The 23,820-nt window shown below is 70.3% G+C and carries 23 protein-coding genes; 8 read left to right on the forward strand and 15 right to left on the reverse strand.

The annotated features are described in order from the left end of the window. Nucleotides 1–22: 22 nt before the first annotated feature. Complete coding sequence (locus ACZ7L5_RS19900) at nucleotides 23–3,262, forward strand: S8 family peptidase (protein WP_471518469.1); 3,240 nt, start codon at nucleotides 23–25, stop codon at nucleotides 3,260–3,262. An 83-nt stretch (nucleotides 3,263–3,345) separates the two neighbouring features. Then, the gene (locus tag ACZ7L5_RS19905; RefSeq protein WP_471518146.1) at nucleotides 3,346–4,116 is read left to right on the forward strand and encodes a globin domain-containing protein; all 771 of its coding nucleotides are present in this window, start codon (nucleotides 3,346–3,348) and stop codon (nucleotides 4,114–4,116) included. Nucleotides 4,117–4,145: 29 nt separating this feature from the next. Here ACZ7L5_RS19905 and ACZ7L5_RS19910 read toward each other — a convergent pair whose 3' ends face one another. Further along, nucleotides 4,146–4,529 carry a VOC family protein gene (locus ACZ7L5_RS19910; RefSeq protein WP_471518147.1) on the reverse strand — a complete coding sequence of 128 codons (384 nt, stop codon included), beginning with the start codon at nucleotides 4,527–4,529 and terminating at the stop codon, nucleotides 4,146–4,148. A 189-nt stretch (nucleotides 4,530–4,718) separates the two neighbouring features. After that, on the reverse strand, nucleotides 4,719–5,759 hold the full coding sequence (locus ACZ7L5_RS19915) for an NAD(P)-dependent alcohol dehydrogenase (protein WP_471518148.1): 1,041 nt from the start codon (nucleotides 5,757–5,759) through the stop codon (nucleotides 4,719–4,721). Nucleotides 5,760–5,946: 187 nt separating this feature from the next. Between ACZ7L5_RS19915 and ACZ7L5_RS19920 the strand changes: the two genes are divergently transcribed. After that, complete coding sequence (locus ACZ7L5_RS19920; protein ID WP_471518149.1) at nucleotides 5,947–6,879, forward strand: helix-turn-helix domain-containing protein; 933 nt, start codon at nucleotides 5,947–5,949, stop codon at nucleotides 6,877–6,879. Nucleotides 6,880–6,904: 25 nt separating this feature from the next. On the opposite strand, the gene ACZ7L5_RS19925 is transcribed toward ACZ7L5_RS19920, so the two are convergent. Beyond that, entirely contained in the window at nucleotides 6,905–7,378 is a 474-nt protein-coding gene (locus ACZ7L5_RS19925) for an SRPBCC family protein (protein ID WP_471518150.1), read from the reverse strand. 92 nt (nucleotides 7,379–7,470) lie between these two features. On the opposite strand from ACZ7L5_RS19925, the gene ACZ7L5_RS19930 reads away from it, so the two are divergent. Beyond that, entirely contained in the window at nucleotides 7,471–8,268 is a 798-nt protein-coding gene (locus ACZ7L5_RS19930; protein WP_471518151.1) for a carbon-nitrogen family hydrolase, read from the forward strand. An 86-nt stretch (nucleotides 8,269–8,354) separates the two neighbouring features. Here ACZ7L5_RS19930 and ACZ7L5_RS19935 read toward each other — a convergent pair whose 3' ends face one another. The 3 genes from ACZ7L5_RS19935 to ACZ7L5_RS19945 are packed head-to-tail and all read right to left on the reverse strand — an operon-like array spanning nucleotide 8,355 to nucleotide 10,841. Beyond that, nucleotides 8,355–9,146, reverse strand: coding sequence for an ABC transporter permease (locus ACZ7L5_RS19935; RefSeq protein ID WP_471518152.1), 792 nt, complete (start codon nucleotides 9,144–9,146; stop codon nucleotides 8,355–8,357). Beyond that, nucleotides 9,143–10,135 (reverse strand): ATP-binding cassette domain-containing protein, encoded by a 993-nt coding sequence (locus ACZ7L5_RS19940; RefSeq protein WP_471518153.1) that lies wholly within the window; start codon nucleotides 10,133–10,135, stop codon nucleotides 9,143–9,145. Before ACZ7L5_RS19940 ends, ACZ7L5_RS19935 begins: the two co-directional genes overlap by 4 nt. A 31-nt stretch (nucleotides 10,136–10,166) precedes the next feature. Then, nucleotides 10,167–10,841 carry a DUF4097 family beta strand repeat-containing protein gene (locus tag ACZ7L5_RS19945; protein ID WP_471518154.1) on the reverse strand — a complete coding sequence of 225 codons (675 nt, stop codon included), beginning with the start codon at nucleotides 10,839–10,841 and terminating at the stop codon, nucleotides 10,167–10,169. 222 nt (nucleotides 10,842–11,063) lie between these two features. Between ACZ7L5_RS19945 and ACZ7L5_RS19950 the strand changes: the two genes are divergently transcribed. Then, complete coding sequence (locus ACZ7L5_RS19950; RefSeq protein WP_471518155.1) at nucleotides 11,064–11,825, forward strand: helix-turn-helix domain-containing protein; 762 nt, start codon at nucleotides 11,064–11,066, stop codon at nucleotides 11,823–11,825. A 206-nt stretch (nucleotides 11,826–12,031) separates the two neighbouring features. Then, nucleotides 12,032–12,544 (forward strand): peptide-methionine (S)-S-oxide reductase MsrA, encoded by a 513-nt coding sequence (gene msrA / locus ACZ7L5_RS19955; RefSeq protein ID WP_471518156.1) that lies wholly within the window; start codon nucleotides 12,032–12,034, stop codon nucleotides 12,542–12,544. Nucleotides 12,545–12,624: 80 nt separating this feature from the next. Here msrA (ACZ7L5_RS19955) and ACZ7L5_RS19960 read toward each other — a convergent pair whose 3' ends face one another. From ACZ7L5_RS19960 to ACZ7L5_RS19985, 6 genes are all read right to left on the reverse strand, one after another. Continuing rightward, a complete protein-coding gene (locus tag ACZ7L5_RS19960; RefSeq protein WP_471518157.1) occupies nucleotides 12,625–13,644 on the reverse strand; it encodes a MerR family transcriptional regulator in 1,020 nt (339 codons plus the stop codon). A gap of 3 nt (nucleotides 13,645–13,647) precedes the next feature. After that, a complete protein-coding gene (locus ACZ7L5_RS19965; RefSeq protein ID WP_471518158.1) occupies nucleotides 13,648–14,319 on the reverse strand; it encodes a HEAT repeat domain-containing protein in 672 nt (223 codons plus the stop codon). Nucleotides 14,320–14,522: 203 nt separating this feature from the next. Then, complete coding sequence (msrA, locus tag ACZ7L5_RS19970) at nucleotides 14,523–15,188, reverse strand: peptide-methionine (S)-S-oxide reductase MsrA (RefSeq protein ID WP_471518159.1); 666 nt, start codon at nucleotides 15,186–15,188, stop codon at nucleotides 14,523–14,525. 78 nt (nucleotides 15,189–15,266) lie between these two features. After that, nucleotides 15,267–16,385, reverse strand: coding sequence for a hypothetical protein (locus ACZ7L5_RS19975; RefSeq protein WP_471518160.1), 1,119 nt, complete (start codon nucleotides 16,383–16,385; stop codon nucleotides 15,267–15,269). 180 nt (nucleotides 16,386–16,565) lie between these two features. After that, complete coding sequence (locus ACZ7L5_RS19980; protein WP_471518161.1) at nucleotides 16,566–18,164, reverse strand: M48 family metalloprotease; 1,599 nt, start codon at nucleotides 18,162–18,164, stop codon at nucleotides 16,566–16,568. 116 nt (nucleotides 18,165–18,280) lie between these two features. Continuing rightward, nucleotides 18,281–19,399 carry a hypothetical protein gene (locus ACZ7L5_RS19985; RefSeq protein ID WP_471518162.1) on the reverse strand — a complete coding sequence of 373 codons (1,119 nt, stop codon included), beginning with the start codon at nucleotides 19,397–19,399 and terminating at the stop codon, nucleotides 18,281–18,283. 233 nt (nucleotides 19,400–19,632) lie between these two features. On the opposite strand from ACZ7L5_RS19985, the gene ACZ7L5_RS19990 reads away from it, so the two are divergent. Beyond that, entirely contained in the window at nucleotides 19,633–20,787 is a 1,155-nt protein-coding gene (locus tag ACZ7L5_RS19990) for a cystathionine gamma-synthase (protein WP_363037908.1), read from the forward strand. Nucleotides 20,788–20,829: 42 nt separating this feature from the next. Here the strand turns inward: ACZ7L5_RS19990 and ACZ7L5_RS19995 are convergent, their stop codons facing one another. The 3 genes from ACZ7L5_RS19995 to ACZ7L5_RS20005 all read right to left on the reverse strand — a co-directional run bounded on the left by ACZ7L5_RS19995 (nucleotide 20,830) and on the right by ACZ7L5_RS20005 (nucleotide 22,307). Further along, a complete protein-coding gene (locus tag ACZ7L5_RS19995; protein ID WP_365061097.1) occupies nucleotides 20,830–21,078 on the reverse strand; it encodes a hypothetical protein in 249 nt (82 codons plus the stop codon). Beyond that, nucleotides 21,075–21,587 carry a sigma factor-like helix-turn-helix DNA-binding protein gene (locus ACZ7L5_RS20000; RefSeq protein ID WP_365061095.1) on the reverse strand — a complete coding sequence of 171 codons (513 nt, stop codon included), beginning with the start codon at nucleotides 21,585–21,587 and terminating at the stop codon, nucleotides 21,075–21,077. The genes ACZ7L5_RS19995 and ACZ7L5_RS20000 overlap by 4 nt, the downstream gene beginning before the upstream one ends. Before the next feature lie 213 nt (nucleotides 21,588–21,800). Continuing rightward, nucleotides 21,801–22,307, reverse strand: coding sequence for a MarR family winged helix-turn-helix transcriptional regulator (locus tag ACZ7L5_RS20005; RefSeq protein WP_328879640.1), 507 nt, complete (start codon nucleotides 22,305–22,307; stop codon nucleotides 21,801–21,803). A gap of 163 nt (nucleotides 22,308–22,470) precedes the next feature. Between ACZ7L5_RS20005 and ilvA the strand changes: the two genes are divergently transcribed. Then, nucleotides 22,471–23,700, forward strand: a complete 1,230-nt coding sequence (ilvA, locus tag ACZ7L5_RS20010) for a threonine ammonia-lyase (RefSeq protein WP_365061093.1) — start codon at nucleotides 22,471–22,473, stop codon at nucleotides 23,698–23,700. The last annotated feature ends 120 nt before the right edge of the window (nucleotides 23,701–23,820 follow it).

The following is a 23,820-nucleotide window of genomic DNA, read 5'->3' on the forward strand; positions in this document are numbered from 1 at the left end:
CGCCGTCGCCCTCGCCGCGGGAATGACCAGCCCGGCGTGGGCCGAACCGGAGCAGCGCCCGTCCGGCGCCGCTGCCTCGCTCACGTCCCCCCACCGCATCACCCTGATCACGGGTGACCGGGTCTCCGTCGACTCCAAGGGCCGCGTGGTCGGCATGGAGCGGGCGAAGGGGCGCGAGCACATACCCGTACAGATCCGCGAGGTCGACGGACGCACGCTGGTCATACCCGCCGACGCGGCCCGGCTGGTCGCCACCGGCCGGCTCGACCGGCGACTGTTCGACATCTCCGAGCTCAACAAGTCCGCGAGCCGCGCCTCCCAGGCCAAGGGCCTGAAGGTGATCGTCGGCTACCAGGGCGCCGCCGCCGGCGCCAAGGCGGACGTCCGGGACGCGGGCAAGCTCCGCCGGACCCTGAAGTCCCTCAACGCGGACGCGGTGCAGACCCCGCACCGGGACACGACCGAACTGTGGGACGCGCTCACCAACGGCGACAAAGCGGCCTCCGGCATCGCGCACGTCTGGCTCGACGGCGTCCGCAAGGCCAGCCTCGACAAGTCCGTGGCGCAGATCGGCGCCCCCAAGGCGTGGGCTGCCGGCTACGACGGCAAGGGCGTCAAGATCGCCGTCCTGGACACCGGCGTCGACGCGACCCACCCGGACCTCAAGGACCAGGTCGTCGCGGCCAGGAACTTCACCCCCGCCGCCACCGCCGAGGACAAGGTCGGCCACGGCACGCACGTCGCGTCCATCGCGGCGGGCACCGGCGTCAAGTCCGGCGGCAAGTACAAGGGCGTGGCGCCCGGCGCCGACATCCTCAACGGCAAGGTCCTCGACGACAACGGCTTCGGTGACGACTCCGGCATCCTCGCCGGCATGGAGTGGGCGGCCGAACAGGGCGCCCAGGTCGTCAACATGAGCCTCGGCGGCGGCGACACCCCGGAGATCGACCCGCTGGAGGCGACGGTCAACAAGCTGTCCGCCGAGAAGGGCATCCTCTTCGCGATCGCGGCGGGCAACTCCGGTCCGGAGACGGTCGGTTCGCCGGGCAGCGCGGACGCCGCGCTCACGGTCGGTGCCGTCGACGACAAGGACGCCCTCGCGCCCTGGTCCAGCACCGGCCCCCGGCTCGGCGACGGCGCGATCAAGCCGGACGTGACCGCGCCCGGCGTGGCCATCACGGCGGCGTCCGCGAAGGGCAGCCTCATCGAGCAGGAGGTCGGCGAGAACCCGCCCGGCTACCTGACCATCGAGGGCACGTCCATGGCGACCCCGCATGTCGCGGGCGCCGCGGCGATCCTCAAGCAGCAGCACCCGGACTGGACGTACACCGAGCTCAAGGGTGCCCTCACCGGTTCCACCAAGGGCGGCAAGTACACGCCGTTCCAGCAGGGTTCGGGCCGTATCCAGGTCGACAAGGCCATCAAGCAGGACGTGATCGCCGACCCGGTGTCGGTGAGCTTCGGCACGCAGGCGTGGCCGCACACCGACGACAAGCCCGTCACCAAGGAGCTGACGTACCGCAACCTCGGTACGAAGGACGTCACGCTCCAGCTCGCCGCGGCGGCCACCGACCCCAAGGGTCAGGCGGCTCCGGCCGGGTTCTTCAAGCTCGGCGCGACGAAGGTGACGGTCCCGGCGGGCGGCAAGGCCTCCGTCGGCTTCACCGTCGACACCAGGCTGGGCGGCACGGTCGACGGCGCCTACTCCGCGTACGTGACGGCGACGGGCGGCGGGCAGAGCGTCCGTACGGCCGCCGCGGTGCAGCGTGAGATCGAGTCGTACGACGTCACCGTCAAGCACATCGGCAGGGACGGCAAGCCGGCCCCCGAGTACCTCACCGACCTGATCGGCTACTCGGGTCTGGCGACGGACCGTGGCTTCCAGGTGCCGGTCACCGAGTCCGGCGTGACCAAGATGCGGCTGCCCAAGGGCACGTATCTGATGGATGCCTGGATCGCCAAGGACTGGGTGAACTTCGAGGGCGGCCTCGACTGGGTCGTCCAGCCGAAGCTGAGCGTCACCAAGAACACCTCCGTGACGGTCGACGCCCGCACCACCAAGTCGGCCGACATCACCGTGCCGGACGCGCAGGCCAAGCAGGTGCTCGCCGGCACGAACTACTTCTACGCCCCGGCGGGCATCGGCATCGGCACCGCCCTCGCCTCCTTCGCCGACCTGCGCCTGGCGCACCTCGGCCCGGAGATCCCGAGCGGTCTGACCCAGACCTGGAACGGACAGTGGACCAAGGGTGACGCCGCCGAGTACGACGTCGCCACCACCGCCAAGGTCAAGAAGATCCAGGGCGACAAGGTCCGCCACTTCAAGGCGGGCGAGCTCGCCAAGGTGAAGAACGACCTGGGTGCCTCGGCTCCGGGCAAGAGCGGCTCGCTGATGCCCCTGGGGGTCTTCCCGGAGGACGTCGTGTTCGGCGCGCCGGTCGAGCAGAAACTGCCGGGCTCGCGGACGCTGTACCTGTCGACGTCGGACAAGGTCCAGTGGACATGGGACTTCCAGCAGTACGCCGGCAAGGACGCGGACGGCTTCCCGGTCACCGACGCGTTCTACACGCTGGGCACGCCGCAGACCTTCAAGGCGGGCCAGAGCTACACGAAGACCTTCAACACGGCGGTCTTCGGCCCGCACATCAACAAGGAATTCGGTCTGTTCCGCCAGGGCAACGACCTCTACGGTCTCCTGCCGCTGTTCGCCGACGCGAACAAGCACGCCGGCTCGTCGGACTTCACGGCGGTGACCACGAACCTGTACCGCAACGGCACCAAGCTCGCCACCAACGACGACCCGCTGTTCGGCGAGCAGGCCTTCACGGTTCCGGCCGCGGACGCCGAGTACAAGCTGACGACCTCGGTCAAGCGCAGCGTCAAGGTCGCGGCCGCGTCCACGCGGATCGACGCGAGCTGGACCTTCCGCTCCAAGAAGTCGACCGCCGACCGGGTCACGCTCCCGGCCTCCACGGTCCGCTTCGGCGCCAGGACCGGGCCGGACAGCCGGGTCGAGGCCGACAAGAAGGTGACGTTCCCGGTCACCGTCGTCGGCGCGGCCTCGGGCAGCAACCTCAAGTCGCTGCACGTGTACGTGTCGTACGACTACGGCCAGACCTGGAAGAAGCTCGACGTCAAGAACGGCAAGATCACCGTGAAGAACCCGGCGAAGGGGAAGGCCGTCTCCTTCCACGCCAAGGTCGCCGACAAGAAGGGCAACAAGTCGACGATCTCGATCTACAACGCGTACTACGGCAAGTGAGCCACAAATAGTCGGCTGAGCCGATAGCGAACCGCCCGCCGGAAGTGCAGCTTCCGGCGGGCGGTTCGTGTTTCCGTGAGGCCATGACGGCTCACACGGTGGAATACATCCGGTACCGCATCCCCGAGCAGAAGTCGGCCGAGTTCCTGGCCGCCTACACCCGCGCCGCGATCCAGCTCGCCGCGTCCCCGTACTGCGTCGACTACGAACTCACCCGCTGCGAGGACGACTTCGAGCACTTCATCCTGCGCATCACCTGGACGTCGAGCCAGGACCACATGGAGGGCTTCCGCGAGTCGGAGCTGTTCCCCGACTTCCTCGCCGAGATCCGCCCTTACATCCCGCACATCCAGGAGATGCGCCACTACAAGCCGACGACGGTACGCGGCGCGGGCGCGTCGGTGCCGACGCTGTACGCCTGGGCCGGCGGCGCCGAGGCGTTCGCCCGGCTGACCTCGGCGTTCTACGACAAGGTCCTCAAGGACGACCTCCTGGCCCCGCTGTTCGCCGACCTCGACCCGGCTCACGCCGAACACGTGGCCCTGTGGCTCGGCGAGGTCTTCGGCGGCCCGCCCGCCTACTCCGAGACCCAGGGCGGCCACGGCCACATGGTCGCCAAGCACATGGGCCGCGGCATCACCGAGCCCCAGCGCCGCCGCTGGGTCAACCTCATCCAGGACGCCGCCGACGAGTCCGGCCTGCCGACGGACGCGGAGTTCCGCTCGGCGTTCCTGGCGTACGTGGAGTGGGGGACCCGGCTGGCGGTGTACTTCTCCGGTCCGGACGCGGTGCCGCCGGCGGAGCAGCCGGTGCCCAGGTGGAACTGGGGGGTCATGCCGCCGTATCAGGGGTGAGGCTCGGTGCGGTGCTTCAGCGCGGGGCGTCAGTCGCCGCTGCCGTACGGCCTCGTCAGGATCTCCAGGTTGTGGCCGTTCGGGTCATCGAAGTACGCTCCGCGACCGCCGTCGTTGTGGTTGATCTCGCCGGGACGGCGGTGGTACGGGTCGGCCCAGAACGTCAGGCCGGCCTCCCGTATCCGGCCGAAGATCGTGTCGAACTCGTCCTCCGACACCAGGAACGCGTAGTGCTGCGTCGTGATGGTGCCAGGCGAGTCCAGGTAGTCCAGGGTCACACCATTGGGGATCTCGACCGGGATGAAGGGGCCGTACTGCGGGCTCACCTCCAGGCCCAGGATGTCGGCGAGAAACCGGGCCGAGGTCTTCTTGTCGTGCGCGGCGACGATGGTGTGGTTCAGCTGGACGGTCATGGGGGCTGCCTCCTCGTGTGCACGGTTCGGACGGGCTCCTGGTTCCACGCTAGGCAGGGCCGCCGCACGGCACATCGGTCCTGAGGAGGGGTGGCCGTACTCCTCCGGTACTCCGCCTGTCCACGAGCCGGGTACGCCGAAGGCCCCGGAGCGGTGCCGCTCCGGGGCCCTGGAACAGGGAACGAACGATCAGATCGTCGCCGTGTCGATCACGAAGCGGTACCGCACGTCGCTGTTCAGCACCCGCTCGTACGCCTCGTTGATCTCGGAGGCGGCGATCAGCTCGATCTCGGCGCCCAGGCCGTGCTCGGCGCAGAAGTCCAGCATCTCCTGGGTCTCCTGAATGCCGCCGATGCCGGAGCCGGCGAGGGTCTTGCGGCCGCCGATCACCGAGAAGAGGTTGAGCGCGACGGGCTCCTCGGGCGCGCCGACGTTCACGAACGCGCCGTCCGTCCTGAGGAGGGACAGGAACTGGTCCAGGTTCAGCGGGGCCGAGACCGTGGACAGGATCAGGTCGAAGGTGCCGCGCAGCTCCTCGAAGGTCTTCGGGTCGCTGGTGGCGTAGTAGTGGTCCGCGCCCAGCTTCAGCCCGTCGTCCTTCTTGCGCAGCGACTGCGACAGGACCGTCACCTCGGCGCCGAGCGCGTGCGCGATCTTCACGCCCATGTGGCCGAGGCCGCCCATGCCGAGGATCGCGACCTTCTTGCCCGGGCCGGCGCTCCAGTGCCGGAGCGGGGAGTACGTGGTGATGCCGGCGCACAGGAGCGGCGCGGCGACGTCGAGGGACAGGCCGTCGGGGATGCGGACGACGAAGTTCTCGTCGACGACGACCTTCTGCGAGTAGCCGCCGTAGGTGGGCTCGCCGTCCTTGCCGACGGCGTTGTACGTGCCGACGTTGCCGCCGGTGCAGTACTGCTCCAGACCGGCCTTGCAGTTCTCGCACTCGCGGCAGGAGTCGACCAGGCAGCCGACGCCCACACGGTCGCCGACCCGGTACTTGGTGACCCCGGAGCCGACCTCGGAGACGATGCCCGCGATCTCGTGACCGGGCACCATCGGGAAGATCGCCTCGCCCCAGCCCTCGCGGGCCTGGTGGATGTCGGAGTGGCAGATACCGGCGAACTTGATGTCGATCAGGACGTCGAACTCGCCGACCTCACGGCGCTCGATCGTGGTGCGCTCCAGCGGAGCCTTGGCGGCGGGTGCTGCGTATGCGGCAACGGTGGTCATGCCGGGGTTCTCCTAGCGGGGGTTCTGCGCCCGGCTGCCTTCTGGTCTGGTTCTGCTTCCGTCCGGGCACGGCATTCAGCCTGGTGGAGAGCGCAGAAAGTACCCAGACCCCGGTTGTACGTACGTCTGCCGGTCCTACCACTGACGGGGACAGGCTGGTGTGCGTACGACCGGGAATACTTGAGGCATGGACGATGAGCCCGAATCGACGAGGGGAGCCGCCGAAACCGGCGCCGGCCTGGACCCGCGCGCCGAGCTCAGCGAGTTTCTGCGCACTCGGCGTGCCCGGCTGAAGCCGGAGGACGTCGGGCTGCCGGACTACGGGCGGCACCGCAGGGTGCCGGGGCTGCGGCGCGAGGAGCTGGCACAGCTGGCCGGAGTGTCCGTGGCGTACTACACGCGCCTGGAGCAGGGCAACGGGCGGAACGTCTCGGCGGAGGTCCTGAACGCGATCGCCCGTGCCCTGCGCCTGAGCGACGCCGAGCACTCGCACCTCACGCATCTCGCGAAGCCGAAGCAGCACAAGAAGAAGCCGGCCACGCGGACGGAGCAGGTGCGGCCGGCACTGCGGCAGCTGCTGGACTCGATCGACGGCGTCCCCGCGTACGTCTCGGGCCGGCGCTCGGACATCCTCGCCTGGAACCGGATGGCGGCGGCGGTCTTCGGCGACTGGTCGGAGTTGCCGGCGCAGGAGCGGAACTGGGCACGGCTGGTGTTCCTGAGGCCCGAGTACCGTGATCTGTTCGTGGAATGGGACCAGAAGGCGTCCGACATGGTCGCCTTCCTGCGCATGGACGCCGGCTGCCACTCCGACGACCCGCGGCTGTCCGCCCTGGTCGGCGAACTCTCCCTCAAGAGCGAGGAGTTCCGGCGGCTGTGGGCCAACCACGACGTCAAGGAGAAGAGCTACGGCGTCAAGCGCCTGCGGCACCCGCTGGTGGGCGAACTCGCCCTGAACTTCGAGTCGTTCCGCCTGTCCGACGGCACGGAACAGGTCCTGATCACGTACCACGCGGAGCCGGGGTCAGCGTCGGCGGAGGCGCTGAGGTTGCTGGCCAGTTGGGGCGCGGACGCGACGAAGGCGGGGGCGGCCGGGGCCGCGGGGACCTCGGGGGCGTAGGGCCGTAGAGGCGGGTTTCGACCGTCTACGGCCTTCGGCCCTCGACCGCGGAGGCGACGTCGTCCAGGTCCTTCGCGATGGCTTTGCGCACCGCGCGCGCACCCACGCCGCCGAGGATCTTCGCGAGCAGTCCCGCGACGGCTCCGGCGCTCGCGACGGGCGAGCCCGAGAACGTCATCCGGACCGTCGTCGCCGACGGTCCGTCCGCGAGCAGCTCCCACTCCGAGACGTAGTGGGTTCCGTGCGACTCGGCCTCCACGACATACCGCTCGGGTGGCTCGCAGGCGGTCACCCACATCTCCTCGGTGGCCTCCTTCCCGAACATCTTCCGGGTCTCCCGCCACCGCGTACCGACGCCGAAGGCGCCGTCCGTCAGCACCTCGACCTTCGACACCCCACTGAGCACGCGCTCCATACCCCGAAGGTCGGTCACGGCCTCCCAGACAGGGCCCTGACCTGCGGCGATATGCCGCTCCACGACGACGCTTGTGTTGGCCATGCCCCCATGAAAGCAGCAGGGTCCGACAATCGCGCGGGAGAGCGGCTGCCGCCCTACGCTCGTAGAAGGGGACGGTCACGGAGGTGACAGCCATGCGTGCCTCGCTGATACAGCTCTCCGTGGACTCGTCGGATTCCGCCGACGAACGCCGCCGTAGAGCAGCCTCGCTGGTCCGCGAGCGAAGAGGCGACGATCTGGTGGTCCTGCCGGAGCTGTGGACGGCCGGTGCGTGGGCGTACGACGGCTGGCAGCGCGATGCCGAAGAGACCGACGGCCCCACGGCCGAGGTCATGTCCGCCGCCGCACGCCAGGCCGGCACGTGGCTCCACGCCGGATCGATCGTGGAGCGGGACGCGGACGGGACGCTGTACAACACCGCCCTCCTCTTCGACCGGTCCGGCGACCTGCGCGGTCGCTATCGCAAGATCCATCGGTACGGCTTCGACACCGGCGAGGCGACTCTGATGGGCGGTGGCGACGACATCGTCACCGTCCCCACCGACTTCGGCGTGATCGGCCTCGCCATCTGTTACGACCTGCGCTTCCCCGAACTGTTCCGGGGTCTGCTCGACGCGGGCGCGGAGCTGATCGTGGTGCCCGCCGCGTGGCCCGCGGCTCGTCTCACCCACTGGCAGCTCCTCACGCGCACCAGGGCCCTGGAGGAGCAGGTCTTCCTCCTGGCCTGCTGCGCGACCGGTGAGCATGCCGGCATGCGGCAGGCCGGGCACAGCATGGCCATCGACCCGTGGGGCACCGTGCTGGGCGAGGCCGGCACCGCACAGGAGACGCTGACGGTGGACTGCGACATGACCCAGGTGGCCCGGATCCGCTCCGAACTCCCCGTCCTGCGCGATCGCGTCCTGGCCATTGCGGCACCTGGAGGACGGTGACCGTTGCAGCACCAGAGGGCGGTGACCTTTGCGGTCGCCGCCCTCTGGTGAAGCGCGTTGCGGGATGGCCCGCGTTGTCATGGCAGTTACTTCGGGTCGTCGTTGAACTTCGAGGTCGACCAGAAGTAGCCGAGCACCGCGAGGCCCAGGCACCAGACGACGGCCAGCCATCCGTTGTGGCCGATCTCGCTCCCGAGGAGCAGGCCGCGCAGGGTTTCGATGGCCGGGGTGAAGGGCTGGTACTCGGCGATCGGCTGGAACCAGCCCGGCATCGCGTCGACGGGGACGAAGGCGCTGGACAGGAGGGGCAGCAGGATCAGCGGCATGGCCTGGTTGCTGGCGGCCTCGGCGTTCGGGCTGGACAGGCCCATGCCTACCGCGATCCAGGTGAGAGCCATGGCGAAGAGCACGAGCAGCCCGAACGCCGCGAGCCATTCCAGGACCGTGGCGTCGGTGGAGCGGAAGCCGATGGCCACGCCGACGGCTCCGACGAGGACCACGCTGAGGACCGACTGCAGCACGCTTCCGATGACGTGTCCGATGAGGACCGATCCGCGGTGGATGGCCATGGTGCGGAAGCGGGCGATGATGCCCTCGGTCATGTCCGTGGCGACGGACACGGCGGTGCCGATGGTGGTGCTGCCGATGGTCATCAGCAGCAGACCCGGGACGATGTAGGCGATGTACTTCGAGCGGTCCGCGCCGCCTCCGCCGATGCCCGCGCTCATGGTGTCGCCGAAGATGTAGACGAAGAGCAGCAGGAGCATGATCGGGGTGAGCAGGAGGTTCAGGGTGAGGGAGGGGTAGCGGCGCGCGTGCAGGAGGTTGCGGCGCAGCATGGTGGTGGAGTCGCGTACGGCGAGGGAGAGGGAGCTCATCGGACGTTCTCCTTGGGCTGGTTGGGCCGGCTGGGCTGGTTGGGCCGGTTGGGCTGGTGGGGGATGGCGGTGCCGCCGGTCAGGGCGAAGAAGACGTCGTCGAGGTCCGGGGTGTGCACGGTGAGTTCGTCGGCCTCGATGCCGGCGGCGTCGAGCCAGTCGAGGATCGAGCGCAGCTCGCGCTGACTGCCGTCGCTGGGGATCTGCAGGGCGAGGGCCTCGTCGTTTCGGGTGGCTTCACTCAGTGCCGTCGCGGCGTTCTGGTAGGTGGCCGGGTCGGTGAAGCGGAGCCGGACGTGTCCGCCGGGGATGAGCCGCTTGAGTTCGGCGGCGGTGCCCTCGGCGGCGATCTTCCCGTCGTTGAGCACGGCGATACGGTCGGCGAGTTCGTCGGCCTCCTCCAGGTACTGCGTGGTGAGGAAGACGGTGACACCACCGGAGACGAGCTCGCGGATGATCTGCCACATGTTGTGCCGGGAGCGCGGGTCGAGACCGGTGGTCGGCTCGTCGAGGAAGATGATCCGCGGGTTGCCGACCAGGGTCATGGCGATGTCGAGGCGGCGCTTCATACCGCCGGAGTAGGTGGAGGCGGGCTTCTTGGCGGCCTCGGTGAGGTCGAAGCGCTCCAGCAACTCGGCGGCGACGCGCCGCCCTTCGCGCTTGGACAGGTGGTGCAGGTCCGCCATCAGGAGCATGTTCTCCTCGCCGGTGATCAGGCCGTCGACGGCGGAGAACTGCCCGGTCACGCCGATCGCGGCACGCACGGCCTGCGGGTCGGCGGCGAGGTCGTGACCCGCGACCTGCGCCTGTCCGCCCTCGGCGGTGATGAGGGTGGACAGGATCTTCACGGCCGTGGTCTTGCCGGCGCCGTTCGGGCCGAGCAGGGAGAAGACCGTTCCTTCCGGGACGGCCACGTCGACGCCGTCGAGGACGAGCTTGTCGCCGTAGGACTTGCGCAGCCCGTTCGCCGCGATGGCCACGTTGGTCATGAGGGGTGCTCCTTCTACAGCTGCGGGCGGGTCAGAGGCTGCGGGCGGTCACGTCGCCGTAGGCGGTGGTCGCGTGGATGTTCAGGCCGGCGGCGGCGCCGTCGGCGTTCTTGAGCGAGTTGTGGATCCGGCCGTAGGTGGTGCCGGCGTCCAGGGAGGCGGAGACCCCGCGGGCGGCGCCGACCGAGATCTCGCCGTGCTCGGTGCGCAGCGTGACGGTGCCGCGCACGGCTTCGGTGATGTGGAGGTCGCCCTTCAGCGTCCTGATCTCCGCGGGCCCGGTGAGGCGGCCGACCGTGATGTCGCCGGCCTGGAGGGCGAGGCGGGCGCTCGCGGTCTCGTCGAGCTTGACCGTGCCCTGCGCGCCCTCGAAGGTGACGTCGCCGAGGCGTCCGACGCCGCGGAGGTCGGCGGCGGCCGCCTTCGCCTCGACGCGGGAGCCGGCGGGCAGTTGGACCGTCACCTCGATCGACCCGGAGGAGGCGCCGAGGATCCGGTTCTTCGCCGCCGGCACCTCGATGCGCAGGACGCCGTCGCCGTAGGCGACCTCGGTCTGCTCCGCCGCCTGCACGTCGCGGCTCTTGGAGGCGTCCGCGGGGAGGACCTCGACGGTGGTGTCGGCCCGGTCGGCGGCGATGAGACGGATGCGTCCGGCGGGGATGTCGAGGACGGCGGAGACGGGGGCGGGGGTGTCGAACTTCTGCATCGTTGCTCTCCTTGACTCGTTGTTTCCGATGAGGGAAAAGCTACGTTGCGTTCAAGGATCGCGCAATGAAGTCGTTGCGCTATGGCGACATATTCGCAGCTCAGATAGGGAATTTCGTTGCAACGGTTCTGAAAGTAATGCAACGGAATGCGACTGTTCGTTGCAATGAAATGGAACTGAACGCTATGCTGGGCGACACCAGAACATGTGAAGGAGATCGCGGTGCCCGGAGGCAGACTCACCCAGCAGGAACGCCAGCAGATCGCGCTGGGACTGGCCGACGGCCTCGCCTACGCGGAGATCGCCAGACGCCTCGACCGTCCCACCTCGACGGTCACGCGCGAGGTGATGCGAAACGGCGGCCCGACCGCCTACCGGGCCGACCTCGCCCACCGTGCCACCGAACACCGCGCCCACCGGCGCAGGCAGGCCGCGCCCCGGGGATCGGAGGCGCCCCCGCAGGCCCACGGGCGGGACGCCGAGGCCGTACGTGAGTACGAGGAGCTGCTCACGACCGTCTTCATGCAGTCGGGCATGCCCAAGATGATGTCCAGGGTGATGGCCTGTCTCACCATCACCGACGCGGGCAGCCTGACCGCGTCCGAACTCGTCCAGCGCCTTCAGGTCAGCCCGGCGTCCGTCTCCAAGGCGATCACGTTCCTCGACAGCCAGGGCTTCGTCCGCCGGGAACGCGACGAACGCCGCCGAGAGCGCTACGTCGTCGACGACGACGTCTGGTACGAATCGCTGATGGCCAGCGCCCGCGCCATCGCCCAGGTCGTCGTGACCGCACGGCAGGGCGTCGGAGTTCTCGGCCCCGGCACCCCGGCCGCCACCCGCCTCGACAACATCGCCCGCTTCCTCGACTTCGTCTCCGAGAGCACGGCCCGCGCCGCGGAGCAGGCCAGGGAAGTGCTCTACACGAAGCCCGAGACGACCTCGGACACGACTGCCGAGTCGAAGGGGACGGCTGAATCCGGCTGACGGGAATGCCTTCTCCACCCGGAGCGGGCGGCGGGCAGCGAGCAGCGGGCGGCGGGCAGGGGTAGAGGAGGGGCGGCGGGCACGGGCGAGGGCGAGGACGGCGGAATCGCCAGGACCCCTCATGCGTTGACAGCAGTGGGCATGGGATGCCGGTGTGCGAGCAGAGCAGCCCGAGTGACCGAGCTGACCGATATAGGAGGGCCACGATGGCTGCGCAGACGCAGAGGGCCGTGCTGGCAGGCGGATGCTTCTGGGGGATGGAGGAGCTGATCCGCCGACTGCCGGGCGTGACGGCGACCCGGGTGGGATACACCGGGGGTGACGTGCCGAACGCGACGTACCGCAACCACGGCACGCACGCGGAGGCCATCGAGATCCTTTTCGACCCCGCGAAGACCGACTATCGCGCGATCCTGGAGTTCTTCTTCCAGATCCACGACCCGAGCACGAAGGACCGCCAGGGCAACGACATAGGCCTCAGCTACCGCTCGGCGATCTACTACGTGGACGACGAGCAGAAGCGGATCGCCGAGGACACGATCGCGGATGTGGACGCCTCTGGCCTGTGGCCGGGCAAGGTCGTCACCGAGGTCGAGCCGGTGGGCCCCTTCTGGGAGGCCGAGCCCGAGCACCAGGACTATCTCCAGCGCTACCCGGACGGCTACACCTGCCACTTCCCGCGCCCGGGATGGCGGCTGCCCGCCCGCGCCGAGGGCTGACCGGAGGCGGGCCCGACGGACGGCGGAGGCCGACCGGCACAGACTCCGCCGCCCGCGGCACGCCAGGATGAACCCGTCCGTCACCGTGCGTCGCGTAGCCGGAGAAGGTACGCCGCGGTCAGCGCAACGGCACGTTCCCCGTCCTGCGACAGGTCCACGAGGGCATCCGAAACCGTGTTCCCCGGGATGTCCGCCAGCGCCTGGGTCAGCCGTACGCGTGCGGGTGCTTCGGTGGCCTTGTGGGCGAGGCGGTCGACGAGCCCGGAGGCGATCTGTTCCGCGGCGGTCGGATCCACCGTCGCGGGGTCGCCGGCCAGCATGCTCAGCGCATCGGCGGCATCGGTGTCGTTCTTCCCCGCCACGATCATGTCGATGAGCGCCGGGATCGCCTCGGCCACTCCACGCGTCCCGAGCGCCAGAGCCGCATGGCCGCGGACGACGACATCGGGGTTCGCGAGGGCGTCCCGCAGCCGGGCGGTGGCCTCGTCACCGGGCATCTCTGCGAGGGTCTGAACGGCCCGCTCCCGCACCGCGGCCACCGGTGAGTCGAGGCCCTCCGCGAGCAGTGCCGTGCCGCCGTCACCCGATCGCGCCAGCGCCCATCGAAGGGCTCCGGCGACGTTCGGATCCGACTCCCTCAGTACCGCCTCGACCAGGGCTTCCACCGGCACCGGAACCTCGCCGGCCGAGGAGAGGGCTGCGCGCTGGCGGGCGGCTGCGCTCTTCGACCCCAGCGCCTGGAGGAAGGCGACGACCTGGAGGACGTCCTCCCAGTCGGTGGGTTCCGCGGCATCGATCCGGCGGAGCCGCGTGAGCATCTCGTTCTCGGCCGTGATGCGTTCGTGTGTCTGACGGATGAGGTCGTCGACGAGCGCCGAGGGCGTGAAGCGGGGATCGTCGAGCGCGCGTCCGATCTCACGCAGCGACAACCCCAGCGACCTCAGGCTCTCGATGTGGAAGATCCGCCGGATGTCCTCGCCGGAGTACTCCCGATAGCCGGAGCCCGTACGACCCGAGGGCCGCAACAGGCCGAGCGACTCGTAATGCCTGAGCATGCGCGCACTGACCCCGGACCGTCGCGCCACCTCACCGATCAACACTTCCTATCGTCCCTCCTGGCCGGACCCGCCGAGGGCCACGATGCGCTTCGCCTCCTCGATCGCGAACTCGAATCCCGCATCGGGGTCTTGCAGCAGCCGTTCCGTGGCGAGCGCGTGCGTGCGCACCCGCCGGTCGGTGGCTGTCGTCGCAGCACGCAGAGCCGGCACAACGGCCTCACCCAGTGCGACCAGCGCCCGGCTGAGGCTCAGCTGCGTCTCCCGCTCACCGCGCCCGAACTGCGTCGCCAGTACGGCGGCCAGCCCGGACTCCTCGCCTTCCGGCACGAGCACGACTGCGGTCCGCCAGGCGCTGCGCGCCACCTCGTCATCGACGTCGGACAGGAGCGCCCGCGTGATCGCCGGCCATGCCTGCCGGTCCCCGATCTTGGACAGCGTGTGCAGCGCTTGACTCCGTGCTTGCGCCCGCTCCGAGCGGACTGCGCGGAGCAGCACGGGGAGCGTCAGGGACACCGGGTGGCGGGTGAGCGCCCAGGTCAGCATGTCGCGGACGAAGAACTCGGGCTCGACCGCGCAACGCTCGACGAGCTTGTCGACGAAGCGCGGATCCGGCGTCGTGCCGACCGCCAGAGCCGCCCGCAGCCGCACGGACGAACGGCCGTCCTCCAGTGCCTGGAGCGCACGGATCGCATCCGTCGCCTGTCGCGTCATGGTCATCGGGACCACCTCCTCGGCAAGCAGTGAAGGCCTTGTCACCGTGTCAAGGTCAACGCCTCACGGAAGCCTTCGCACCTTCGCCGGTCCTGGGGGAGGTCCTGGGCATCCCGCATCCCGCATCTGGTATCCCGCGTCCGCAATCCCGCGTCCGGCCGCGCGACACTCGCCGCAGAGGCGGCTTGATCCACGAGACCGCCGCGTACTCAGCCATCCGCCTGGGCCACGCCAACGGGGCAGGACACACCGGTCCCGCCGATGCCGCAGTACCCGGCGGGGTTCTTGTCCAAGTACTGCTGGTGGTACCCCTCAGCCGGATAGAAGACCCGCCCCTCCGCGGGCAGTATCTCCGTGGTGATCGAGCCGTAGCCGGAGCGGGTCAGGACCTCCTGGTAGGACCTGCGCGACGCCTCGGCCGTCTTCGCATGTTCCGGGGTGTGCGGGTAGATCGCCGAGCGGTACTGCGTGCCGACGTCGTTGCCCTGGCGGAAGCCCTGCGTGGGGTCGTGGGACTCCCAGAAGGTCTTCAGGAGCCCTTCGTACGAGATGACGCTCGGGTCGAAGACCACGCGGACGGCCTCCGTGTGGCCGGTGAGGCCCGAGCAGACCTCCTCGTAGGTGGGGTTCTCGGTGTGACCCCCCTGGTAGCCGACCAGGGTGGTCCACACGCCCGCCGGGAGCCGCCAGAACTTGCGCTCGGCGCCCCAGAAGCAGCCCAGTCCGAAGTCGGCGATCTCCAGGCCCTCGGGGTAGGGGCCGAGGAGCGGGTTCCCGAGGACCGTGTGCCGGTCGGGGATCTGGAAGATCGGTTCCGGACGGCCCTGCAGTGCCTGCTCAGGGGTGGGCAGGACGGGCGTACGGCCGAAGAGCATGAGGGTTCCTTCCTCGCGGGCACAGCGCAGCCCGGAGGGCGACGGCTGCTGTACGCGCCTCAACGTACGGCCGGGCGCTCAGATTCCGCCCCGCGCCTTCACCACCTGCGCGGCGCTGAAGTCCCGTTGCTGCACATAGGCCTTGATCATCGCGTCCCGGCCGCCCCGGTACGACCACGGCACCGCGTTGATGTACCCGTCGACCAGCCGGAACTGCTCGGCCGCCGCCTCGTACCGGTCCTGCCAGAACAGCAGGCTGGCCAGCAGGTGGCGGACCGGCGGGATTCGCCAGTCCTCGGGGTCCGCGGCAGCCGCGGCCGCCACGTCGACCAGGGCTGCGTCGACCGCCGCCACGATTTCCGGGCGCTTGTAGAACTCGTCCTGCTCCAGGTCGGAGTGCTGGATCTCGTACTCGAAGTACGCCTCCAGCGGCAGCAGGGTCAGCAACTGCCCCGGCGTGCCCTTCTCGGCCGCGGAACGGGCGAAGCCCTCCGCCAGCTCGTGCGAGCCGCGCCACTTCGCGCACCAGTACTGGAGGGCGGAGGTGTGCGCGGCCAGGTGGTGCGGGTCGCGCTGGACGATCTCGGCCCAGATCTCCTCGAACCTCTCGTGCGGGTATCCAAGGCCCTTCGCCAGCGGGATCTCCACGATGAACGGGCACGGGTCGTCCCCGGCCAGCGCCTGCGCCCGCGCGCACGCCTCACGGGCCTGGTCAAGGATCCGGCGGAAGCCCGCGAACTGCTCCTGCGTGGTGTGCTTGGCGGTCGCCGAGCCGCGGACCTCCCAGGCGAGGTAGATCATTGACTCTGCGAACACCAGCGCCATGTCGGGGTCCTCCGGCCGCTCGGTGCGCCAGGCCAGCAGCCAGGAGTCGTCCTTGACGGCCTCGTCGGCCAGCACGCTGGAGCGCCGCTCCCGCTCCTGCCAGTCCCGCCCTGCCTCGGCCAGGAACTGCGCACCGGCCTTCCAGTCCCCCGCCCGTACGGCTTCCCGTACGGCAGCGATCCGGGGGTCGGGGGCGTAGGCCCGGTCGGTGTCCAGCTGCTCGCCGGGAAGGAAGCCCAGCTGGGCGGCGGCCTTGGCCAGATCCCGGTTGCGGACGGACGCGCCGCCTCCGCTCGGCGCCGACTTCTTCTGCGTGCGGTACCAGGAGTAGATCGCGAGCAGGATCACGATGATCGGGAGTATGTGACTCATGGGTGTGTCTGCGTCCTTGAGCAGTGAGGGGCCTGAGCGGGGAAGGGGAAGACGAAAGGGGAGTGGGAAGGGGGAAGAGGAAAGGGGAGTGGGACGGGGAAGGGGACGGGCTGTGCTCGATGGCGGGCCTCGGTCAGGTGTCGGCCCTGAACCCGGCTTCGGCCTGTCCGTTGGTGCCGGTCACTGCGCTCGCGCCAGCAACTGCCGCAGTTCCCGCGTGTCCGGTACGTCCTCCACCACCGCGTCCAGCGCCTGCTTCAGCGCCTCCTCGTAACCGTCCGGCAGGCGCAGCCGTGCCGGGTCCGACCAGGACAGCTCCCAGTGGGCCCGGCCGCGGCGGACGAGTTCGGAGACGACCATGCGCGAGAGGCGGGCGCGCACCTGGGGGCGCGCGAACTCGCGGGCCGCGCGGCCCGTGGCGGCCTGCGCCTCCGGCGACTTGGGCAGGCGGTCGGCCATCTGCCACAGCTTGCCCGCGTCGACGGCATCCAGGAACGAGGCCAGGGAGCCGTCGCCGCCGTCGAGTTCGGTAGCGGCCGTGCGCAGCGGCTCGGCGTCCTGGTCGGCGTGCCAGAGCATCGACTCGTTGACCAGCTGGGTCCAGTCGGCGGTGCGGCGCAGCTGATGGGCCTCGGGGGTGAGGGCGGCCTGTTCCAGTGCGGCGAAGGCGTGGGCCGGGTCGGTGAGCAGGGCGAGCGCGGGGCGGGCGCCGGTCAGGGCGCGGCCGTCGTCGGGGAGTTGCTCGATGCGGGCGATGCGCTCGGCGATCGGAGGGTGGGAGTCGTACGGCGACCGCTCCTCCTCGGGCAGGGCCTGCCGCATCTCGTCCAGCTCGTCGGCGCGCCCGGCCAGCAGATGGCGGAGCCCGCCGAAGACCTCGCCGGGCGGCGGCAGCAGTCCGGCGCCGGTGCCGAGGGTCGCGTACGACTGCATGTAGAAGCCGTGGGCCGAGTCCAGCACGGGGATCTCGCGCAGCGCGGACGCGGTGGCGTCGCGGCCGGCGATACGCGCGGCGGCCAGGTCGGCGGCGAGCTCCTGGCGCCGGCCCACGCCCTGGGAGGCGCGCAGGTAGAAGGTGCCGTACCAGAGGAACGGCTTGGCGGCGAGGCGGTAACTCAGGCCCGCCGTCCCGGCGGCGACCGTGCCCGTCGTCTTGCCCTTGGCGAGCCGCTTGGCGTTCTTCTTCTCCTGCTTGGCCTCCTCCTTCGCGACCTTCTTGCGGGAACGTTCGTGCAAGCTGGCGACGGTGCGCAGCACCTGGAGGCGGCCGCGCAGGGTGATCGCGGAGAGGCGGGTGTCGTGGTTCGTGTAGTGGCCGAACTCATGGGCCAGCACGGCCCGCAGCTGCGGTTCGCTCAGCCCCGCCATCAGCGGCAACCCGATGTACATACGGCGCCGGCCGGGCTTGAGGCCCAGGAGGGTCGCGTCCTCGGCGACGGCCGCGTTGACGTCCGGCGTCAGGACGATTACGTCCGGCGCGCGGGTTCCGGTCTCCTCGGCCAGTGTGCGTACGGCTGCCCAGAGCGCGGGCTCCTGCTGCTCGGTCGCGAGCAGGCCGGGCGGCGGTTCGTCCTTGGGCGTGCGCAGCGCGAACATGCCCTGCACGATGGGGATCGCCAGCAACGCGCTGACGATCCACACCTTGGCGGTGACGCTGCCGACCCCGCCCTCCGCGACGGCCCAGTCGACGGCGACGAGCGCACCGAGCATGACGAAGCCGAGCAGATAGAACCCGGCGAGCAGGATGAGCGCGCGCACGGCACGCAGAGTTGCCCCCATGTTGGGCAATTCCCCCCACGAGAAATGGACATGACGAAGTGGGTGTGGGGGGAAGCGGAGTATGCCCTACCGCAGGTCAGTGCGGCAATGCGGGTTTTTTCCGGGGGGTGCGTGGCTCAGTGCGGCAGGGTCGCCGGGCTTCCGCCGTTGGCCTCGTAGCCCGCCACGGCCAGCGCCCGGTAGACCGCGAACTCGGCGGCCGGGTCGGGGGACAGGGTCCAGGGGAGGGCGCCGATGTGGCCGTCGACGTGTATCAGCTGGTCCATGGCCTCGGCCCAGCGCTCGCCGCGGACCAGGAAGAACACCAGCAGGTGGCGTACGTGCGCCAGCATCGGGTCGTCGGGGCGGGCCGCGTGCACGGCGTACAGCGCGCCGTGGATCGCCTTCGTCACGACCTCGCTCTGGTAGAAGCCGCTGACCAGGTTCACCTCGGGCAGGTGCTCGAACACCGCGAACAGCGGCATGGCGGCGAGGAGGGAGCCCTGGGGTGAGCGGGCCGCCGCCGCTTCCGCGAACTCGTAGGCCAGCTGGCGCGAGCCGTGCCACTTCTCGCACCAGTAGTGCAGGGCCGCCAGATGCGCGCCCATGTGGGACGGGGCGCGGTCCAGGATCTTCAGCCAGAGCTGCTCGAACTCCGCCCGGGGGTAGGCGAGTCCGCGCGCGACCGACAGCTCGACGATGTACGGAATCGGGTCGCCGGGGGCCAGCAGCGCCGCGTCACCGCACGCCGACTTCGCCTCCTCCATGATGATCCGGAACTCGTCCGTGCCCGGCGTCGCCGTGCGCCACGCCTGCTGCACCAGGAACTCCGCGTGCACGGCCGCGCCGCCCGCGTCCTTGGGCTGCTCGGTCCGCCATACCCGCAGCCACTGGCCGCCCGGCGACTCGCTGACGCCGCCCGGCCGCTGCTGGAGCTCCAGTGACGCGGCGCCCGCGAAGGCCTGCACGCGCTGCCAGCGCCGCTCGCCCTCAGCCTCGGTGCCGGCGAGGAGCTGGGAGGCCGCCCTGTAGTCCTGTGTGCGCTGCACCAGGTCCAGGACATCCAGCAGGTCCTGGTCGGGGCCGGGCATGCGCACGTCCAGCTCCTCCTGCCGCACGAAGCCGTAATTCGCCGGGTCCGCGGCGTCCGGGTGGCCGGGGTGGACCTGCTCGATCATGCCCCGCCTGCGCCGCATGAACGGCACGACCACAAAGCCGATCATGAGCAGCGCGATCAGGACCCAGAGAATTTCCATGCCTCCAGCGTTCCAGACGCCGCCGACAATTGGCCAACGAGGTCGGGCGGCCTGTGGAAAACGGGTTCCGTGGCGCGCGGGCCTGTGGAAATCGGGGTCCGAGGTGGGCGGGCGGAGCGTGCAGGACGGGCCGGGTGGGTCGAGCGGGCCGGGCGGGCCGAGTGGGGCCGGGAATCGGCCGGGAACCCCTGCCGTCCGGCATCCGCCCCGTTCGCGCATTACGCTCGGTGCCCATGAGCGACAGGCATATCAGTCAGCACTTCGAGACCCTCGCGATCCATGCGGGAAACACCGCCGATCCCCTCACCGGCGCGGTCGTCCCGCCGATCTACCAGGTCTCGACCTACAAGCAGGACGGCGTCGGCGGCCTGCGCGGCGGCTACGAGTACAGCCGTAGCGCCAATCCGACGAGGACCGCCCTGGAGGAGAACCTCGCGGCCCTGGAGGGCGGCCGCCGCGGCCTCGCGTTCGCGTCCGGACTGGCGGCCGAGGACTGCCTGTTGCGTACGCTGCTCAGCCCCGGCGATCACGTGGTCATCCCCAACGACGCGTACGGCGGAACGTTCCGGCTGTTCGCGAAGGTCGTCGCGCGGTGGGGCGTGGAATGGTCGGTCGCCGACACCAGCGATCCGTCCGCCGTCCGGGCCGCCATCACCCCGAAGACCAAGATCGTCTGGGTGGAGACCCCCTCCAACCCGCTGCTCGGCATCACCGACATCGCGGCCGTCGCCCAGATCAGCCGGGACGCGGGCGCGAAGCTCGTCGTCGACAACACCTTCGCCACGCCGTATCTACAGCAGCCGCTGTCCCTCGGTGCCGACGTCGTGGTGCACTCCCTGACCAAGTACATGGGCGGCCACTCGGACGTCGTCGGCGGTGCGCTGATCGTCAGCGACGAAGGCCTCGGCGAGGAACTGGCCTTCCACCAGAACGCGATGGGCGCGGTCGCCGGGCCCTTCGACTCCTGGCTGGTGCTGCGCGGCACCAAGACGCTGTCGGTGCGCATGGACCGGCACAGTGAGAACGCCACGAGGATCGCCGACATGCTGACCCGGCACGCGCGCGTGACGAGCGTTCAGTACCCGGGCCTGCCCGACCACCCCGGTCACGAGATCGCCGCCAAGCAGATGAAGGCGTTCGGCGGCATGGTCTCCTTCCGTGTCGCCGGCGGCGAGGCGGCGGCCGTCGAGGTCTGCAACCGCGCCAAGGTGTTCACGCTCGGCGAGTCCCTGGGCGGCGTCGAGTCCCTCATCGAGCACCCCGGCCGCATGACCCACGCCTCCGTCACCGGCTCCGCCCTCGAGGTCCCCGCCGACCTCGTCCGCCTCTCCGTGGGAATCGAGAACGTCGAGGACCTCCTGGAGGACCTCCAGCGGGCGCTCGGCTAGCCCTCAGGGCGGCAGGAAGGGGCAGGGGGCCGAAGGAAGGGTTCACCAGCCCGTCAGCGGTGGAGTCGTCTCCGACGGCGGCTCCACCCAGGGGCGTGCCGTCAGCGCCCACACCACGAACGCCATCGTCGCGGCGAACAGCACCAGCCACATCAGCAGCACGGCGGCCTTCCTGCGGCGCAGCATGCGGCCGCCGCGCTGCACGGCCTCGGCGTACAGCTCCGGCGGCACCGGCGGCGGCGTGCGCTCCATGATCCGCCGGGCGGCCGCTTCTCGTTGGGCGCGATTCACGGCGACACCGCCTTCGGGCCCAGCACGGCCGGCGCGGGCTCGCGCGGAGGATGCAGCAGGGTCGCCGTCGCCCGGTCACAGATCGCGTGGACGCGCTCCCTGGGCATGCCGAGCAGGGCCGCCGCCTGCTCCTCGGCGACACCCTCGTACAGCCTCAGCACCAGGATCAGGCGTTCCTGCGGGGAGAGCCGGGCGAGCGGGCTGTCGGGGTGCGGGCGGGACCGGCCGAGGGCGGCGAGAGGGCCGTACTGGTGCCATACGGTCCGGGAGAAGCGGGTGGCCAGGTATTGGCGTGCACGGTCGTACGGGTCCTCGCCGCGCAGTCGGTCCCAGCACGCGTACGTGTGCGCGAGGGACAGCGTCAGCAGGCGCCGCGCGCGCGGGTTGTCGCCCGGCGGCTCCGCGGTGAGCAGTGTGGCGGCATGCAGCAGCCGCCCTGCCGCGCCCGCGACGAACGCCGCGAACTCGCGGTCCCGGCGGGCGTCCTGGACCACTCGCTGTCGTCCCACCGCCCCTCCTGCCTGGCCGACCCTGAGGAACCTGACCCCGGCCCCGCGCGGGACGCGTTTCGGCCGCGCATGAGGAGGGTCCGGTTTCATATGAGGCCAGTGGCGGCCCGGGGTCAAGAGCCGGGAGCGGATCACACGAGTACGCGCGCGTGCGGGTGGCGGATTCGGTGCGGCGACGGGCGTCACCGCGGCGCCGAAAGGCTCAAAGGGCTCTCAGGAGGCCGTGGGCGAGTCCGTGCCCGAGATTCCCTGCGCCGCCATCCGCGACGAGAGCGCGGTGTTGAAGCGAGTGAGGAGCGTGCAGAACGCCTCACGCTCCTCCGGCGCCCAGTCCTGCGTCAGCTCGGCCATCAACTGACGCCGGGACGAACGCACTTCCTCCAGTCGTGACTGCCCGCGCGGGGACAGTTGGAGCACCACCGCCCGCCCGTCCTCGGGGTGCGAGGTGCGCTTGACGAGCCCTGTGTCGACGAGGGGCGCCACCTGGCGCGTCACCGTCGACGAGTCGATCCCCATGCTCGCGGCGAGCGCCTTGACGCCCATGGGGCCTTCCTTGTCGAGGCGGTTGAGCAGCAGGTATGCGGCGCGGTCCATGGAGTTGCGCACCTGTCCGACCCCACCGAGCCGGGTCTGTTCGGCACGACGGGCGAACACCGCCACCTCGTGCTGCAGCGTGTCGAGGAGACCGCTGTCAGCGACGGTCGTCATGTCCATCGACATTTCAGGTGTTGTGGGCATGGCCGGGGGCTCACTTCATGAAGGGGGTGCTGGGTTGGGGGACAGGGTACGCGGCCCGGACGCGGGGTGTACCGGGGCTGCGCAAACCCATCTCGGTGCTTGGTCACACCAGGGCCGTGCGCCTGTGAACTGCGAGACTTGGGTCATGAGCTACAGCACGGCTGACTCCTTGCCTCCCGTCACCCTCGACGACGTGCGCGGGGCGCAGAAGATGCTGACCGGCGTGGCGCGCGTGACGGCGATGGAGGGCAGCAGGCACCTGTCCCAGCTGGTGGGCGCGCCGGTGCACCTCAAATGCGAGAACCTCCAGCGGACGGGATCGTTCAAGCTGCGCGGCGGCTACGTCCGGATCGCCGGGCTGCTCCCGGAGGAGCGGGCGGCGGGGGTCGTGGCCGCGAGCGCCGGCAACCACGCACAGGGCGTCGCCCTCGCGTCGTCGCTGCTCGGCGTGCACTCGACGGTGTTCATGCCGAAGGGCGCCCCGCTCCCCAAGATCAGCGCCACCCAGGACTACGGCGCCGAGGTGCGCCTGTACGGCCAGGTGGTCGACGAGACGCTCACCGCGGCGCAGGAGTACGCCGCCGAGACGGGCGCGGTGTTCATCCACCCCTTCGACCACCCCGACATCATCGCCGGCCAGGGCACGGTCGGCCTGGAGATCCTCGAGCAGTGCCCGGAGGTGCGGACGATCGTCGTCGGCATCGGCGGGGGCGGGCTCGCGGCGGGTATCGCGATGGCGGTGAAGTCGCTGCGGCCCGACGTGCGGATCGTGGGCGTGCAGGCGGCCGGTGCCGCGGCGTATCCGCCCTCGCTGGCGGCCGGGCACCCCGTCGCCGTCGAGAACCCGGTGACGATGGCGGACGGGATCAAGGTCGGCCGACCCGGAGAGGTGCCGTTCCGGATCATCGGCGACCTGGTGGACGAGGTCCGCACGGTCAGCGAGGACGAGCTGGCCACCGCCCTGCTGCTGTGCCTGGAGCGGGCCAAGCTGGTCGTCGAGCCGGCCGGCGCGAGCCCCGTCGCGGCGCTGCTGAGCGACCCCGGCGCCTTCGAGGGTCCGGTCGTCGCGGTGCTGTCCGGCGGCAACGTCGACCCGGTGCTGCTGGAGCGCGTCCTGCGGCACGGCATGGCCGCGCAGGGCCGCTACCTGGCCGTACGGCTGCGGCTCACGGACCGGCCGGGCGCGCTCGCGACGCTTTTGGGGGTGTTGTCAGTGGTGGACGCTAACGTCCTCGATGTGAGTCACGTACGGACCGACCCACGGCTCGGGCTCACGGAGGCGGAGGTCGAGCTGCACCTGGAGACGAAGGGCCGTACGCACTGCGTCGAGGTCGGCCAAGCCCTGCGCGAGGCGGGGTACACGGTCATCGGCTGAGACGCGAGCGGTCGTCGGTCGAGGCCTCGGCGGGCGAAAGCGCAGGTCGGAATCCCTTTGTCACTCCTTCGGGTAATCCCGTTGAGAGACGCGATACATCGCGTTATGGTGTGTCTCGTA

The sequence above is a fragment of the Streptomyces sp. NPDC107528 genome (assembly GCF_055639295.1).

Bases quoted from the DNA above. Each gene is read 5' to 3' on its own strand.
- ACZ7L5_RS19900 (WP_471518469.1), top strand. From the start codon at position 23: ATGACCAGCCCGGCGTGGGCCGAACCGGAGCAGCGCCCGTCCGGCGCC.
- ACZ7L5_RS19905 (WP_471518146.1), top strand. From the start codon at position 3,346: ATGACGGCTCACACGGTGGAATACATCCGGTACCGCATCCCCGAGCAG.
- ACZ7L5_RS19910 (WP_471518147.1), bottom strand. From the start codon at position 4,529: ATGACCGTCCAGCTGAACCACACCATCGTCGCCGCGCACGACAAGAAG.
- ACZ7L5_RS19915 (WP_471518148.1), bottom strand. From the start codon at position 5,759: ATGACCACCGTTGCCGCATACGCAGCACCCGCCGCCAAGGCTCCGCTG.
- ACZ7L5_RS19920 (WP_471518149.1), top strand. From the start codon at position 5,947: ATGGACGATGAGCCCGAATCGACGAGGGGAGCCGCCGAAACCGGCGCC.
- ACZ7L5_RS19925 (WP_471518150.1), bottom strand. From the start codon at position 7,378: ATGGCCAACACAAGCGTCGTCGTGGAGCGGCATATCGCCGCAGGTCAG.
- ACZ7L5_RS19930 (WP_471518151.1), top strand. From the start codon at position 7,471: ATGCGTGCCTCGCTGATACAGCTCTCCGTGGACTCGTCGGATTCCGCC.
- ACZ7L5_RS19935 (WP_471518152.1), bottom strand. From the start codon at position 9,146: ATGAGCTCCCTCTCCCTCGCCGTACGCGACTCCACCACCATGCTGCGC.
- ACZ7L5_RS19940 (WP_471518153.1), bottom strand. From the start codon at position 10,135: ATGACCAACGTGGCCATCGCGGCGAACGGGCTGCGCAAGTCCTACGGC.
- ACZ7L5_RS19945 (WP_471518154.1), bottom strand. From the start codon at position 10,841: ATGCAGAAGTTCGACACCCCCGCCCCCGTCTCCGCCGTCCTCGACATC.
- msrA (WP_471518156.1), top strand. From the start codon at position 12,032: ATGGCTGCGCAGACGCAGAGGGCCGTGCTGGCAGGCGGATGCTTCTGG.
- ACZ7L5_RS19965 (WP_471518158.1), bottom strand. From the start codon at position 14,319: ATGACCATGACGCGACAGGCGACGGATGCGATCCGTGCGCTCCAGGCA.
- msrA (WP_471518159.1), bottom strand. From the start codon at position 15,188: ATGCTCTTCGGCCGTACGCCCGTCCTGCCCACCCCTGAGCAGGCACTG.
- ACZ7L5_RS19975 (WP_471518160.1), bottom strand. From the start codon at position 16,385: ATGAGTCACATACTCCCGATCATCGTGATCCTGCTCGCGATCTACTCC.
- ACZ7L5_RS19980 (WP_471518161.1), bottom strand. From the start codon at position 18,164: ATGGGGGCAACTCTGCGTGCCGTGCGCGCGCTCATCCTGCTCGCCGGG.
- ACZ7L5_RS19985 (WP_471518162.1), bottom strand. From the start codon at position 19,399: ATGGAAATTCTCTGGGTCCTGATCGCGCTGCTCATGATCGGCTTTGTG.
- ACZ7L5_RS19990 (WP_363037908.1), top strand. From the start codon at position 19,633: ATGAGCGACAGGCATATCAGTCAGCACTTCGAGACCCTCGCGATCCAT.
- ACZ7L5_RS20005 (WP_328879640.1), bottom strand. From the start codon at position 22,307: ATGTCGATGGACATGACGACCGTCGCTGACAGCGGTCTCCTCGACACG.
- ilvA (WP_365061093.1), top strand. From the start codon at position 22,471: ATGAGCTACAGCACGGCTGACTCCTTGCCTCCCGTCACCCTCGACGAC.